This window comes from Geodermatophilus sp. SYSU D00691 (assembly GCF_054050275.1).
This window is the reverse complement of sequence record NZ_JBJGYZ010000001.1, coordinates 265,178-278,275: the sequence shown is the minus strand read 5'-3', so window position 1 is coordinate 278,275 and position 13,098 is coordinate 265,178. Positions and strand designations below refer to the sequence as shown.

General features: G+C 76.2%; 13 protein-coding genes. 7 read left to right on the top strand and 6 right to left on the bottom strand.

Annotated elements, in window-relative coordinates; translation table 11 throughout:
• Positions 1–86 precede the first annotated feature (86 nt).
• The gene (locus tag ACI797_RS01375; RefSeq protein ID WP_456856492.1) at positions 87–1,196 is read left to right on the top strand and encodes a GNAT family N-acetyltransferase; all 1,110 of its coding nucleotides are present in this window, start codon (positions 87–89) and stop codon (positions 1,194–1,196) included.
• Positions 1,197–1,199: 3 nt separating this feature from the next.
• Here ACI797_RS01375 and ACI797_RS01370 read toward each other — a convergent pair whose 3' ends face one another.
• Positions 1,200–2,102 carry a glycosyltransferase family 2 protein gene (locus tag ACI797_RS01370; protein ID WP_456856488.1) on the bottom strand — a complete coding sequence of 301 codons (903 nt, stop codon included), beginning with the start codon at positions 2,100–2,102 and terminating at the stop codon, positions 1,200–1,202.
• A 1,294-nt stretch (positions 2,103–3,396) separates the two neighbouring features.
• Here ACI797_RS01370 and ACI797_RS01365 point away from each other — a divergent pair.
• The 3 genes from ACI797_RS01365 to ACI797_RS01355 all read left to right on the top strand — a co-directional run bounded on the left by ACI797_RS01365 (position 3,397) and on the right by ACI797_RS01355 (position 5,096).
• Positions 3,397–3,549 (top strand): hypothetical protein, encoded by a 153-nt coding sequence (locus ACI797_RS01365; protein WP_456856484.1) that lies wholly within the window; start codon positions 3,397–3,399, stop codon positions 3,547–3,549.
• A gap of 285 nt (positions 3,550–3,834) precedes the next feature.
• Positions 3,835–4,047, top strand: a complete 213-nt coding sequence (locus ACI797_RS01360) for a hypothetical protein (protein WP_456856479.1) — start codon at positions 3,835–3,837, stop codon at positions 4,045–4,047.
• Positions 4,044–5,096 (top strand): glycosyl hydrolase family 18 protein, encoded by a 1,053-nt coding sequence (locus ACI797_RS01355; RefSeq protein WP_456856475.1) that lies wholly within the window; start codon positions 4,044–4,046, stop codon positions 5,094–5,096. Before ACI797_RS01360 ends, ACI797_RS01355 begins: the two co-directional genes overlap by 4 nt.
• A gap of 116 nt (positions 5,097–5,212) precedes the next feature.
• Here the strand turns inward: ACI797_RS01355 and ACI797_RS01350 are convergent, their stop codons facing one another.
• The 3 genes from ACI797_RS01350 to ACI797_RS01340 form a co-directional block, all read right to left on the bottom strand.
• Positions 5,213–6,262, bottom strand: coding sequence for a PHP domain-containing protein (locus tag ACI797_RS01350; protein WP_456856531.1), 1,050 nt, complete (start codon positions 6,260–6,262; stop codon positions 5,213–5,215).
• Positions 6,259–6,837, bottom strand: a complete 579-nt coding sequence (locus ACI797_RS01345) for a DoxX family protein (RefSeq protein ID WP_456856470.1) — start codon at positions 6,835–6,837, stop codon at positions 6,259–6,261. Before ACI797_RS01345 ends, ACI797_RS01350 begins: the two co-directional genes overlap by 4 nt.
• Before the next feature lie 64 nt (positions 6,838–6,901).
• Positions 6,902–7,975, bottom strand: coding sequence for a glycosyltransferase (locus tag ACI797_RS01340; protein ID WP_456856468.1), 1,074 nt, complete (start codon positions 7,973–7,975; stop codon positions 6,902–6,904).
• Between the two features lie 61 nt (positions 7,976–8,036).
• Between ACI797_RS01340 and ACI797_RS01335 the strand changes: the two genes are divergently transcribed.
• Entirely contained in the window at positions 8,037–8,678 is a 642-nt protein-coding gene (locus ACI797_RS01335) for a hypothetical protein (protein WP_456856466.1), read from the top strand.
• 37 nt (positions 8,679–8,715) lie between these two features.
• Here the strand turns inward: ACI797_RS01335 and ACI797_RS01330 are convergent, their stop codons facing one another.
• Together ACI797_RS01330 and ACI797_RS01325 are read right to left on the bottom strand one after the other, a co-directional pair.
• Entirely contained in the window at positions 8,716–9,216 is a 501-nt protein-coding gene (locus tag ACI797_RS01330; protein WP_456856464.1) for a GAF domain-containing protein, read from the bottom strand.
• 119 nt (positions 9,217–9,335) lie between these two features.
• A complete protein-coding gene (locus ACI797_RS01325; protein ID WP_456856462.1) occupies positions 9,336–10,769 on the bottom strand; it encodes a phosphatase PAP2 family protein in 1,434 nt (477 codons plus the stop codon).
• 55 nt (positions 10,770–10,824) lie between these two features.
• Here ACI797_RS01325 and ACI797_RS01320 point away from each other — a divergent pair, with 55 nt between their 5' ends.
• Positions 10,825–11,565 (top strand): alpha/beta fold hydrolase, encoded by a 741-nt coding sequence (locus ACI797_RS01320; protein ID WP_456856459.1) that lies wholly within the window; start codon positions 10,825–10,827, stop codon positions 11,563–11,565.
• A complete protein-coding gene (locus ACI797_RS01315; protein ID WP_456856457.1) occupies positions 11,562–13,085 on the top strand; it encodes a Mur ligase family protein in 1,524 nt (507 codons plus the stop codon). The genes ACI797_RS01320 and ACI797_RS01315 overlap by 4 nt, the downstream gene beginning before the upstream one ends.
• Positions 13,086–13,098 lie beyond the last annotated feature (13 nt).

The window sequence follows — 13,098 nt, the reverse complement described above, 5'->3', positions numbered from 1 at the left end:
CTGCGCCCGCGAGGTGGTGCCGGCGAGGAGCGGGACGAGTGGTCGGGACGGCGTCGTCGGGGCAGCACGGAAGGGGATCGGCGGTGGTGTCCGAGGTCGTCCGAGACCAGGCGGCGTTCGACGCGCTCGCAGGTGAGTGGGCCGCCCTGTACGCCGCGGCGCCGGCGACCACACCGTTCCAGAGCCACGCCTGGCTCGCGGCGTGGTCGCGGGCCTACTGCCCGCCGGGGCGGCTGCGGGTCGTGCTCGTGCGGGAGGGTGCCCGCCTGGTCGCCGCGGCGCCGCTGCACCTGGTCCGTCGGGGGCCGTGGCCGGTGCTGGTACCGCTCGGCGACCCCATCAGCGACTTCACCGACGTCCTCGTCGCCGCCGGTTCGGAGTCCGCCGTGCCCGCGCTCGCGCGGGCGGTCGTGGCCGAGCCGGGGTGGTGGCTGGTCGACCTGCCGCAGGTGCGTCCCACCAGCGCCGCGCAGCACTGGGCCGCGGCCTGGCCCGGCCGCGTCTCCCGGAGCCCTTCGGACACGGTGCTCGAGCTCCCGGCTCTCCCGCTGCCCGAACTGCTCGCCCGGGTGCCGAGCAAGACCGGCAACGTGCTGCGCCGCAAGCTGCGCAAGCTCGAGGCCAGCGGGGTCAAGGCGACCGTCGTGCCTCCGCACGAGGCGCGCGAGGCCATGGAGGTCCTCCTCAGGCTGCATGCCGAGCAGTGGGCGGGGCGCGGCATCAACCCGGAGCACTTGAGCGACCGCTTCGCCGGGCACCTGCTCGAGGCGGTGCCGCGGATGGTCGCAGACGGCTCGGCGGCCGTGGTCGCCTACAGCGTCGGTGGTGAGGTGCTCGGGTGCCAGCTCGACCTGCTCGGGCACGACTTCCTGGGGTACTACCTCGCCGGCATCTCCCCGCGGCTCAAGCAGCTCATCGACGTGGCCTCGATGCAGGTGGGCAACGACGTCGAACTGGCACGGGCCGCCGGCCTGACCCGGTACTCCATGCTGCGGGGCACCGAGGACTACAAGCTGCGCTGGCGACCGGACGTCGTCCCCAACCAGCGGCTGCTGCTCAGCCGGCCGGGAGTCCTCGGGGCGAGGGGGTATCCGCACCTGGTGCGCGGCCGCACCGCCGCCGTCCGGTTCGCCAGGGACCGGGCACCGTGGGCGCGCACCGTGCGGGACCGGCTCGCGGGGTGGCGGGCCGGCTGACGTTCAGGCCCGGACGGGCATCCCCGGCGCGGGCAACCTCGGCTCCCGGCCGGTGGCCACCGCCCGGATCGACCGCCCGATGCCGAGCAGGTGCGGCCCACGGGCGGCAGAGGCGAGGAGCGAGAGCGGGGCACGCACGATCAGCGCAGCGACGCACAACGCCCTCGCCAGGCCGGCCGGCACGCCGAGCAGTTGCAGGTAGACCAGCGCCGACCAGCTGATGACCGGCAGCACGAGGCGGATGTTGGCCCGGGTGGTCGAGGACTCCCGGTGCCGGACGCCGAGGTCGCGCGTGTCCAGTGCCAGCCCGCCCGCCGACGCCCGGGCCCGGCGCACGAACCATGCGTCCTCGAAGCAGAACGGCAGGGCCTCCTCCATGCCGCCGACGTCGTCCCAGAGGTCGGCGGTGATGGCCACGAGGCTGAAGCCGGGGAACGCCGATCCCGACGGCGCGGCGACGGAGGGGCGAGGGATGCCCGCGCCGCGTCGCGTCACCTTCTCCAGCAGCGAGAGGTTCGTGAACACGCCGCCGATCCCGGGCAGTCGCTGCCAGCCCTCGTCGTTGAGCCGCAGCATCCGGTGGCCCGTCGCGGGTTCGGCCCCGAGCACCTCGGCGAGCTGGCGGAAGGTGCCCGCGTCGTAGTCGAGGTCGTCGTTGGCGACCACCAGCCAGCGGAACTCCCCACCTGCTGCCACGCCACGGTTGATGCTCGCGGCGAACCCCGCGTTGTCGCCGGGGATCACGATTTCCGGCCATTCGGTGACCAGTTCCTGCGTCGCCGTGCTGTTGGCCACGAGCACTGCCCGGAGGTCGGCGCCGGAGTCGACCGCGGCCTGCGCCGCGGCGCAGAAGCTCCGGGCGTGCTCCGCGGTGATGCTCGGGCAGACGACCAGGATGTTCGGCACTCGCGGCTCCAGGGGATGGCACCGCCCGGGGGCTTCCGGGCCGAGCGCACGCTACGGATCGTTGCGGACGCAAACAAGTCTGCGAGACGAACAGCGAGCGCGTCCACGTCCAACGCTATCCGCTGGTGGCGACGCTGCGTTGCGGCACATCACGGTCCGTCCCGGCGATCACGCGTGTCGTTCGGTGCAGGACGGATCGTTTGCGGCCTGGCCGGCCGGGTCACAAGGGTGGGCGACGGCAGGGTCCGATGACGTCCCGTCGCGCGAGGGGGACGCGCGGCGACCGGAAGCAGGCATGCGCGACGACCACTCTGCGCGGCGGTCCCGCGGCACCGGGCAGGAGGTGCCGCCGGACGAGGTCGCTGCGTGCGGTCCCGGGACCCGCCTGGTCCTCGCGCTCGCCCTGGTGCTGGGCGCCTGGGTGCTGCTAGCCGTCGCCGGTGGGCCGGCCCGCGCGGAGCAGCCCGGCACCATGCCGGCCCCTGCCTCCCCGGCCGCGCCACCGCAGGATCAGGGGCCACCGCCGGAGCGGGGTCCCGAGGCCTCCGCGCCGGAGCCGGAACCCGCCCCCGTCGCGCGGGAGCCCGCCGTCGAGCCCGGGCCCGCCGCCGCGCCCGAGCCGGCCACCGACCCTGGTCCGCCGCCCGGCACCGGTCCACCTCCGCACGCGGGCCGGCCTCCCCACCCGGCTCCGGCGCCCACCGAGGACGACGCCGGTCAGCCGTCCGCCGAGCCGGCCGGGGACCGGCCCGCACACGCCGGCCCTCCGGCCGAGCCGGGCCCGCCCGAGCAGGCAGGGCGCCCGACCCCCGCCCCGGGCGTCGGGGAGCCGCCCGGGGAACCCGGCCCGCAGCGCCCGCCACACGCAGGGCAGCCCGGGCCCGCCCCGCAGGCCGCGCCTCCGGCGAACGCCCCGCCGACCGGCCGGCCGGGGAACGCGCAGGCCGCCGGACCTCCGCCGCACGCCCAGGCCGCTGCCCCGCCGGGGCGCCCGGCCGACGTGCCCGCGGCGGTGCCGGAGCGGCCCCCCTCGCCCGCGGTGCCCGCTGCCGGTCCCGCGTCCGCCGCGCTGCTGAGCGCCGCTCCTGTCGGCCCGTCCGCGCAGCCGATCGCCGTCCCCGACCGGGACGAGCCGCGGGGCGGGTCCGACTGCCGGTTGCCCGGCACGTCGACGGCTGTCGCGTCCTCGTCCGCAGCCGCGCCCCCGGGGCCGGGCACGGCCGCGCCCGAGTCCCCGGTCCCGAGCCCGCCCGCGCCGGCGCAGCCGGCGCCCGACGGCGCCTGCGGGTCAGGGGTGGTGCCGTCCGCCGGCGGCACCGAGCGAGCGGTGGCCGGCGTCGTGCCGGCCACCGGCACGGAGCCCGTCGCGGACGGTCCGCCGGGTGCGGCGGGCTGCACCGCCGACGTCCTCGTCCCCGCGCACGACCCGGGCTTCTCGCCCGGCTGACCGGCCCCCCGCGACCGACGCGTCGCGGGGCGCCCCGCCCTGCCCGGTCCCCCCACCGCGCCGCGCCTCCGCGCGCCCCGGTGACACCTTCTGCAAGGACCCCTCATGGCCTCGTCCACCCTGCGTGAGAAGCGCGCAGCCGACCGCCCGGTCCTCCTCCCCTCCGGTCGCCGCCGGCGGCGCCTGCGCGCGGACGGGATCACCGCCCCCGTCGCCCCGGCGGCGTCGCCGTTGTTCGCCGTTCTTCACACCGCGCTCGCGGTCGCATGCTCCCGACGCCGGGCCGTGTCCCCGCCCGGCGCCGGGCCACTCGTCACCGTCCTGGTCCTGCCGCTGCCGTGCACCTCGCTCCTGCTCCACGCGTCCCGCTTGACGGTGCTGCGCGGCGCGCGGGTGGGCTGGAACGAGCTCGCCCGCTCCGCCGCCGTCGACCACCGGACCCTCGTCGAGGGCACCGTCGTCGTCGACGACGGCGCGCCGGCGGCGGTGGCGTCGTGAGGCGTTGGATCGTGCTGGTCACCGCCCTCGTGGTGCGGACCGGCGGCGCGGCCGCCGTCCTGCTGCGCCCGTGGTCGCCGGGGGAGCCGTCGCACCGGCTGGTCGCCGCGGCCTGGCTGCCGGTCTGGGACCCCGGCGCCGCCGACTCGGTGTCCGAGGCGGTCGAGGTCGGCGGGGTCCGGGAGGTGAGCCCGACCTGGGCCACCGTCCGTCCCGACGGCACCCTGGCACTGACCCCGCCCTCGATCGACGTGGTCGACCGGGTGCGCGAGGCGGGCGCACGGCTCGTCCCCGTCGTCCAGAACGTCGCCGCGGGCGTCTGGCAGGGCGACCTCGTCGCCCACCTGCTGGGCAACCCGGACTGGGCGGAGGCGCACCGGGAGCTCCTCGTCGAGACCGCCGTCCGGGAGCAGTGGGACGGCGTCGACATCGACTACGAGGCGTTGCCGCCCGACGCGGGGCCGGCGCTGGCCGAGTTCGTCGAGGCGCTCGCCGACGACCTGCACGCTTGCGACCTGCAGCTCACCGTCTCGGTGCCCGCGCGGACCGGGGAGGTGACCCACGCCGCCGCCTACGACTACCGGGTGCTCGGCGCGGCGGCCGACCAGGTGCGCGTCATGGCCTACGACCACGCCGGGAGCGGCAGCCCGCCCGGCCCGGTCGCCCCGCTGGGCTGGGTGCGCGACGTCGTCGCCTACGCGATCGAGCAGGTCCCGGAGGACAAGCTGATGCTCGGGCTGGCCACGTACGGCTACGACTGGGCCGGCGGGCAGGGCGCCGTCGTCACGGCGGCCGAGGCGGCCGCGCTGGCCCGGCGGGTGGGCGCGTCGCCGCGCTGGGACGCCGACGCCGCGGGCGTCACCTTCACCTACGAGGCGGACGGCGTCGCGCACACCGTGTGGTTCGAGGACGCCCGGTCGCTGGCCGCCAAGCAGGAGCTCGCGCGCGATGCCGGGCTGCGCGGTGTCGCGGTCTGGCGGATCGGCGGCGAGGACCCGCAGGCCTGGACGACCCTCGCCGAGGCGACCGGGGGTGCCGAGGAGCCGTGAGGCGCCCCGACGGCTGGCCGGCGCTGCTGCCGGCCCTCGTCGGTCGCGAGTTCGACGTCGTGGAGTCGCCGTACCCCGTCGCCGTGCGAGCCGGCGGTGGACCGCGGGCTGCGCGGTCAGCCCGCGGTCCACTCCAGCAGTTCGTCCGCCGTCCAGGTGTTGACGACGCGGTCGGGGTGGACGCCGCACTCGACCGCCCGCTCGCAGCCGTTGCCCTGCCAGTCCAGCTGGCCGGGCGCGTGCGCGTCGGTGTCGATGGCGAACTCGCAGCCGGTCTCGACCGCCAGCCGCAGCAGCCGCCGCGGCGGGTCCAGCCGCTCGGGGCGGGAGTTGATCTCCACCGCCGTCCCGAACTCGACGCAGGCGGCGAACACCGCCTCGGCGTCGAACTGCGACTCCGGCCGCGGCCGCTGGGTGCCGTTGCGCTGCCGGCGGCCGATGACCAGCCGGCCGGTGCAGTGGCCGAGGACGTCGGTGTGCGGGTTCGCGATCGCGGTGAGCATGCGCCGGGTCATCGTGGCGGCGTCGGACCGCAGCTCGGAGTGCACGCTCGCGACCACGACGTCGAGCCGGCCGAGCAGCTCGTCGGTCTGGTCGAGCGAGCCGTCGACGTTGATGTCGCACTCGATGCCGGTGAGGATCCGGAACGGCGCCAGCTCCTCGTTGAGCGCCGCGACGACGTCGAGCTGCCGCTCCAGCCGCTCGGCGGTGAGGCCGTTGGCGACGGTCAGCCGGGGGGAGTGGTCGGTCAGCGCCAGGTACTCGTGCCCGAGCGCCATCGCCGCCTCGGCCATCTCGCGGATCGAGCTGCCGCCGTCGGACCAGTCCGAGTGGCTGTGCAGGTCGCCGCGCAGCATCGCCCGGAACTCGGCGACGTCGTCGGCCAGGGGGACGAGCTCGGCGAACTGCTCCTCGAGCTTCGCCAGGTACTCCGGCACCTCGCCCTTGGCGGCCTGGACGATCGCGGTCGCCGTCTTCGGGCCGATGCCCTTGAGGTCGGTCAGGGTGCCCGTGCGGATCCGCCGCTCCAGCTCGGCGTCGTCCATCGCGTCGACGACGGCGGCGGCCGAGCGGAACGCCTGCACCCGGTACGACGGCTCGCGGGCGCGCTCCAGGAGGAAGGCGATCCTCCGGAGCGCTCCCGCGGGTGACTGCGGCGAGGTCAGCTGCTGACCTTCTTCGCCTGCTTCTTGGCCTGCTTCCGGGCCGCCTTGGCCTGCTTGGCCGCCTTCCTCTGCACCTTCTCGGCCTTCTTCTGCGCCTTGGCCAGCTGGCGCTCGGTGGCGTCGCCGGCCCGGCGGGCGGCGCGGCGGGCCCGCCAGCCGACCGACGGCTTGCCCTCGGTGTCGACGGCGGCGATCAGCGTGGCGCCGGCCAGGCCGACGTTCTTGAGGAAGTGGATCATCTGCTGCTGGCGCTCGGGCCCCTGCTTCTCCCAGAAGCGGTGCCCGGCGAGCGTGGTGGGCACGATCGAGCCGGTCAGCGCCAGCGCCGACAGCCGGGGGAACCGGCCCAGCGCGAGCAGCCCGCCGGCGCCCACCATGACCCCGGCGTTGATCTTGACCCACTGCTCGGCGTCGCGCGGCACCTGCACCGGCAGCTGCTTGTCCGCCTGCTCGGCGACCTTCTCGACGACCGGCCGCGCCGCGGCGACGCGGGGCGCCGGGTTGCGCAGCGCGTCGACCCCGAGGACGACGAACGGGGCGGCGAGCAGCGGCCGGGCGATCCGGCGGACCAACATGGGAACCTCTTTCCGTCGGTGGATCTCCTGGTGGGGACCGTAGTGCCGTCGGCGCCTGCCCGCCTCAGCGCTGGTAGAGGTCGTCCACCCGGGCGGCCACGGCGGCGATGCCGAGCGGCTGCAGCTCCTCGGGGCGGTCTCGGCGCTCCGGCGGCGCGGCGAGCGCCTTCTCGACCGCGCCGGCCAGCTCCCCGTCGTCGTCGGGCAGCCGGACGGCGGTCGCCGGGACGGCCGCGAGCTCGTCGAGCCCGGGGCAGCGGTGGTAGAGCACGGGCAGGCCGGCGGCGAGCCCCTCGAGCACGGCCAGCCCGAACGTCTCGTACCGCGACGGCGAGACGAGCACGTCCATGGCCGCCAGGTGCGCCGCCACCGGCTGCTCCCCGGCCAGGTGCACCCGGTCGGCGACGCCGAGCTCGGCCGCGAGCGCCTCCAGGGCCGGCCGCTGGGCGCCCTCGCCGACGACGAGCAGGTGCCGTCCCTCGCGCAGCGACCCGGCCAGGCCGCGGAGCAGGACGTCGAACCGCTTGTCCGGGTGCAGCCGGCCGACCGCGCCCACCACCGCGGCGTCCTCGGGGATGCCCCACGCGTGCCGCACCTGCTCGCGGGCCCGCGCGTCGAACGCGAGCGCGCCGAGGTCGAGCCCGTTGGGGACGGTGACCACGCGCCCGGGGGCGACGCCCCAGCGCAGCAGGTTGTCGCGGGTGGCCCCGGAGACGGCGATGGTGAGCCGGCCGAGCCGCTCGGCCGCCCGGTAGAGCAGCCGCAGACGCGGGCCGGCCGGCCGGTGCTCGAGCTGGTCGTCGACGAGGGAGTGCTCGGTCGCCACGACCGCGCGGACGCCGGCGAGCCGCGCGGCGATCCGCCCGTACAGGCACGCCCGGAACAGGTGGGTGTGGACGACGTCGTAGCCGCCCGCGCGGATCAGCCGGGCCAGCCGCAGGACGGCGCCGAGCTCCTTGTTGCTGCGCATGCCCAGGTCGGTGACGGCGACCCCGTCGGCCCGCAGCGCCGCGGCGACCGAGCCGGCGTTGTAGAGCGCCACCACGTCGGCGTCGTGGCGGCTGTGCGCGACCAGCAGCCGCAGCTGCGTCTCCGCGCCGCCGGCGCCCAGGCCGGTGATGACGTGCAGCACCTTCACGCGCGCATTCTCACAGGCAACTCGCACCCCTCTCGGCGCGGAGGCGGGGCAGGATCGGGAGATGACCACGAACGGGGGACAGGCGGCCGCGCTGCGGCCGCGGTGGGTCCCCGCGCTGGCCGGGGTCGCGCTGGTGCTCTACGTGGTCGGGTACGCGGTGCGGCTGCACTGCGGGTGGGGGCGCTGCGGCGGCTCCGCGGTCGCGCGGCTGGTCGACCTCGACGCCCTCGGCGGCCTGCCCCGGCTGTTCACCACCGGGCTGTTCGTGGCCGTCGCCGTCCTGGCCTGGCGGGCCCGGCGGCGGCTGCAGGCGGGGCCGGCGGCGTGGTGGGGGCTGGTCGCCCTGGCCGGGGTGGCCCTGGCGCTGGCCAAGCTGGTCAGCGTCCACGGCTTCGCCAAGACGGGCATGTCGCCGGCGCTCACCCTGGCCGCCGGCCTCGGGCTGACGGTCGCGGGGCTGGTCGTCCTGCGGGTCACCGGCCGCCGGTGGGCCGTGCCGGGCGCGGGCGCGGTCGTGCTGGCGATGGCGGTCTACGCGGCCGCGGCGCTCGGCCTGGACGTCGTCACCGGTGCGGTCGGCGCGATCCGGGGCTCCTGGGGACCGCTCACCGACGCCACGGCCACGTTCGTGGAGGAGCTCGGGGAGGCGCTCGCCGCGCTGTTCCTGCTCGCCGTCGTCCGCCGCCAGTCCTCCCGGGTCTGAGCCGCGCCTCCCGCTTTCGGCGCCGAAAGCGGAGTGGTCAGGCGGGGGTGGCCGCGAGGCGGCGGGTGAAGAGGTCGACGACGGCGGTGGCCAGGGCCGCCAGCCGGTCGCACTGGTCCAGCGTGAGGTTGCGCGGCCGCTCGTCGAAGACGCAGAGCGTGCCGATGGTGGTGCCCTCGACGACCAGCGGGGCGCTGGCGTAGGCGCGCACCCGGGCGAGGCGGCCGTCGACCCACGGGTTGCCGATGAAGCCGGTCTCGGTGGACAGGTCGGCGAAGGCGTAGACGTCGGGCTCCCAGCCGGTGACCTGGGCGCACAGCGAGTCCTCGCGGGGGGTCGCGCTGCCCTCGAAGCCGTAGGTGCCGATCTGGCACTGGGTCGTGCGGTGCAGCAGGTTGATCGTGCCCTTGGCCATGCCGGTGGCCACGGCGGCCTCGTGCACCAGCGCCTGGAGCTGCGGGTCCTCGGCGACGACGGCGTCGAGCAGACCGAGCTGGTCGATCAGGGCGGCCTGGCGGGTGGGGAGGGCGGCGTCCACGGGTTCTCCTGCGATCGGTGGCCGCTGCTCCTCAACGACCTCGCCCTGGAGATCGGCGCGCTCGTGGAGGCACTTGAGAGTTGGAGCCGTTCTCGTCGCGCACGACGCAAGCCGGCAGCTCAGTCGGTGCGGCAGCAATAGACGGTCAGGCTCGCGCCCTTGCGGAAGCGGAACTCGGCGGCCGTCTCGCCGGTCTCGCCGTCGTAGGCCACCTGCTGACCGCCCGACCGGCTGAGGACGTCGAGCGACTCCACCTGCAGCTGCTCGTAGCCGGAGCTGCGCTCGCTGACGCCGAGCAGGCTGCCGGCCACCGCGCGGGTGCGGCTGAACCGGACGTCGGCGCGCAGGAACTGCACGTCGAGCAGCCCGTCCTCCAGCCGCGGCCGCCAGGCCGGCGCCAGCCCGCGCGGGGTGTAGCAGCAGTTGCCCACGAAGAGGATCCACACCCGCACCGGGCGGCCGTTGACCAGCAGCGAGACCGGCTCGTGCGAGCGCAGCACCTGGGCCGAGGCCACGGTCATCGCCGCCCACCTGCCCATGCGCCCGGCCAGCTCGTCGCGCCGGCGGACCATCGCCGGGTAGGCGCCGATGCTGGCCGTGTTGAGGAACGTCGTGCCGTTCACCGTGGCGACGTCGACCTTGACCGCCGAGCCCCGGGTCACCGCGTCGGCGGCGTCCTCGAGCGTGGCCACCCCGACGTCCCGGGCGAAGTGGTTGAGCGTCCCGGCCGGGACGACGGCCAGCGGCAGCCCGTGCTCCACGGCCACCGCGGCGGCCGCGGCCACGCTGCCGTCGCCGCCGGCCACCCCGAGCGCGCGGGCGCCGGACGCGGCCGCCTCCTGCAGGATCTCGGTCACCCCGTCGTCCTCGCCGATCTCCCGCACCCGGGCGCGGGGCAGCCGCTTCGCGATCTCCGCCACCGGGTCGTAGTCGTCGGTGCCCGACCGCGGGTTGACGGCGATCACCATGCCCTCGCCGTCGGGCAGCGCGGGCGCCGAGTGCGCCGGCCGGACCCGCGCCGGGGTGCGCGGGCGCACCTTCCACCAGTGCTCGGTGGCGGCGGCCACCGCGGCGCCCACGACGAACCCGGCGGCGACGTCGCCGGGGTAGTGCACGCCCACGTGCACCCGCGAGTAGCCGACCGCGGCGGCCACCGGCGCCAGCGCCGTCCCGGCGAGGGTGCTCTCCATGGCGACGCCGGTGACGAACGCAGCCGCCGAGGCCGAGTGCCCGCTGGGGAACGACAGGGTGACCGGGTCGCGGCGCAGCTTGCGGTCGGAGCGGAGGTTGGCCATGTCGGGCCGCACCCGGCCGAAGAACCGCTTGAGCAGCAGGTTGACGACGGCGCTGGAGACGGTCATCGAGCCGAGCCCGCGGATCGCCCCGCGGCGCAGCGATCCCTTGCGCAGGCCCAGCAGGGCGGCGAGCACCATCCACAGCCGCCCGTGGTTCGCCGCGTGCGACAGCCGGCGCAGCCAGCGGTCGGCCGGTGAGCTGGGCAGGCGGCCGATGAACGCGTGCAGCCGCGCGTCCCAGGTCCGGGGGTGAGGCACGGGTGGACCGTAGTGCCGAACCAGCCGTCCCGCGCCCGGCCGGTAGCCTGCGGGGGTGCTCGTGAGCCTCCTGGACGACCGTTACGTGGCCGAGCGCTTCGGCCGCGGACCGGACCGGGTGCTCGCGCTGCACGGCTGGGGCCGCACCCGCGCCGACTGGGCGCCGGTGCTCTCCGGCCTCGACGCGCTGGCCGTCGACCTGCGCGGTTTCGGCTCCTCGCCGGCGCCCGGCGGGGGCTGGGGCACCGCGGAGTACGCCGAGGACCTCGTCCCGCTCGTGGAGTCGCTGGACCGGCCGGTGCTGGTCGGGCACTCCTTCGGCGGCCGCGTCGCCGCCCGGCTCACCGCCGCCCACCCCGAGCTGGTCGGCGGGCTGCTGCTCACCGGCGTCCCGCTGATCCGCCGGGACACCGGGAAGGGGAAGGCGCCGCTGGGGTACCAGGCCGCCAAGCTGGCGCGCCGCGTCGGCGTCCTCAGCGAGGAGCGCATGGAGGCGGCCCGGCGCAAGTACGGTTCTGCCGACTACAAGGCAGCGGAGGGGGTCATGCGCGCGGTGCTGGTGCGCACGGTCAACGAGACCTACGACGACGTCCTCACCCGCCTGCGCGGGTACGACGGCCCGATCGAGCTGGTGTGGGGCGAGCACGACACCGCCGCGACGGTGGACACCGCCCGGGAGATCGCCGAGCGGACCGGCGGCACGTTGACCGTCGTCGACGGCTCCGCGCACCTGCTCGACACCCCGCTGGCCAAGACGATCAACGAGCGGCTGCGCGCGATGGTGGACGCCGCGTGAACGGTTGGCTCACGGCCGCGGAGTGGGTCGCCACCGCCGCCGGCTCGGCCGTCGCCGGCCTGACCTGGTGGCGGGTCGCCCAGCGCGAGCACTACGAGCCGGGCCGCTGCACCTCCACGCTGCGGCTGTGGCTGACCAAGAAGCCGTCGTCCGGCGCGCCGTACGCGCTCGGGGCCGCGTTCGCGATCGCGTCGGCCAGGGTGCCCGGCCTGGTCGCGCCCGCGGCGCTGTCGTTCGCCGCGGCCCCGACCGGGCTCGTGGTCCGCAAGCCGTTCCCGCGCCCAGCGTTCACGCCGCGGCTGCGCCGGCTGGCCGGCGGCTGGGTGCTGGTGCACGCCGCCGTCGCCGTCGCGTTCCGCAACCCGACGGTCAACGCCGTCCTCATCCCGTTCGGCGCGCCGATCACCGACGGCGTCCTGGCCGCGCTCAAGCCGCTCGAGAACGCGCTGTCGAAGAAGTTCGTGACCAGCGCGCAGGCCAAGCTGGCCCAGGTGGCGCCGGACGTCGTCGCGATCACCGGCTCCTACGGCAAGACGTCGACCAAGGCCTACACCGAGGCGCTGCTGGCCGGCCAGACGAGCGTCTACGCCAGCCCGGCGAGCTTCAACAACCTGATGGGGCTCTCGCGCAGCGTCAACGACGGCCTCGCGCCGGGCACGAAGGTCTTCGTCGCCGAGATGGGCACCTACGGCCCGGGCGAGATCTCGCGGCTGACCAAGATCTTCCCGCCCAAGGTCGCCGCGATCACCACGATCGGCGAGGCGCACCTCGAGCGCATGGGCAGCCGGGCGACGATCGTCCGCGCCAAGCTGGAGATCGTCGAGCAGGCGGAGATCGTCGTCCTCAACGTCGACGTCCCCGAGCTGGCGGCCGCGGCCGACGAGCTGGCCGCCACCAAGACCGTCGTCCGCGTCTCCGCGCAGCCGGACACCGGGGCCGACGTCGCCGTCGTCGCGCACGGCGGCACCTGGGAGGTGCGCGACGCCACCGAGCAGCGCGCGGTGATCGCCGAGCCGCCGGGCACCGGGCACCCGACCAACCTGGCGGTCGCGATCGGCATCGCCCGCGCCCTCGGCGTCGGGTGGCCCGGCATCGTGGGCACGCTGCGCCGCCGGCTGCCCGGGGTCGCCCACCGCGCCGAGGTGCAGGCCGACTCCAACGGCATCTCGATCATCGACGACACCTACAACGCCAACCCCAACGGCGCGAAGCAGGCGCTCGACCACGCCGCGGAACTGAGCGAGGGCCACCGGCTGTGGGTCGTGACGCCGGGCATGGTGGAGCTCGGCGACCAGCAGGACGCGCGCAACGCCGAGTTCGCCCGCCAGGTGATGGCCGTGCCGCAGGCGACGCTGGTCGTGGTGGGCGAGACCAACCGGCGGCCCCTGGTGGAGGGGTCGACCGAGGACCGGCGCATCCTGGCGCGCAGTCGCAGCGAGGCGATGACCAAGGTGGGGGCGTCGGCCGGACCCGGCGACGTCGTCCTCTTCGAGAACGACCTACCCGACCACTACCCGTGACCGGGGTGGTCGA

What these genes read in the sequence shown, in the direction of transcription:
- ACI797_RS01345 (WP_456856470.1), bottom strand. Translation starts at nt 6,837, where the DNA reads ATGTTGGTCCGCCGGATCGCCCGGCCGCTGCTCGCCGCCCCGTTCGTC.
- ACI797_RS01335 (WP_456856466.1), top strand. Translation starts at nt 8,037, where the DNA reads ATGACCACGAACGGGGGACAGGCGGCCGCGCTGCGGCCGCGGTGGGTC.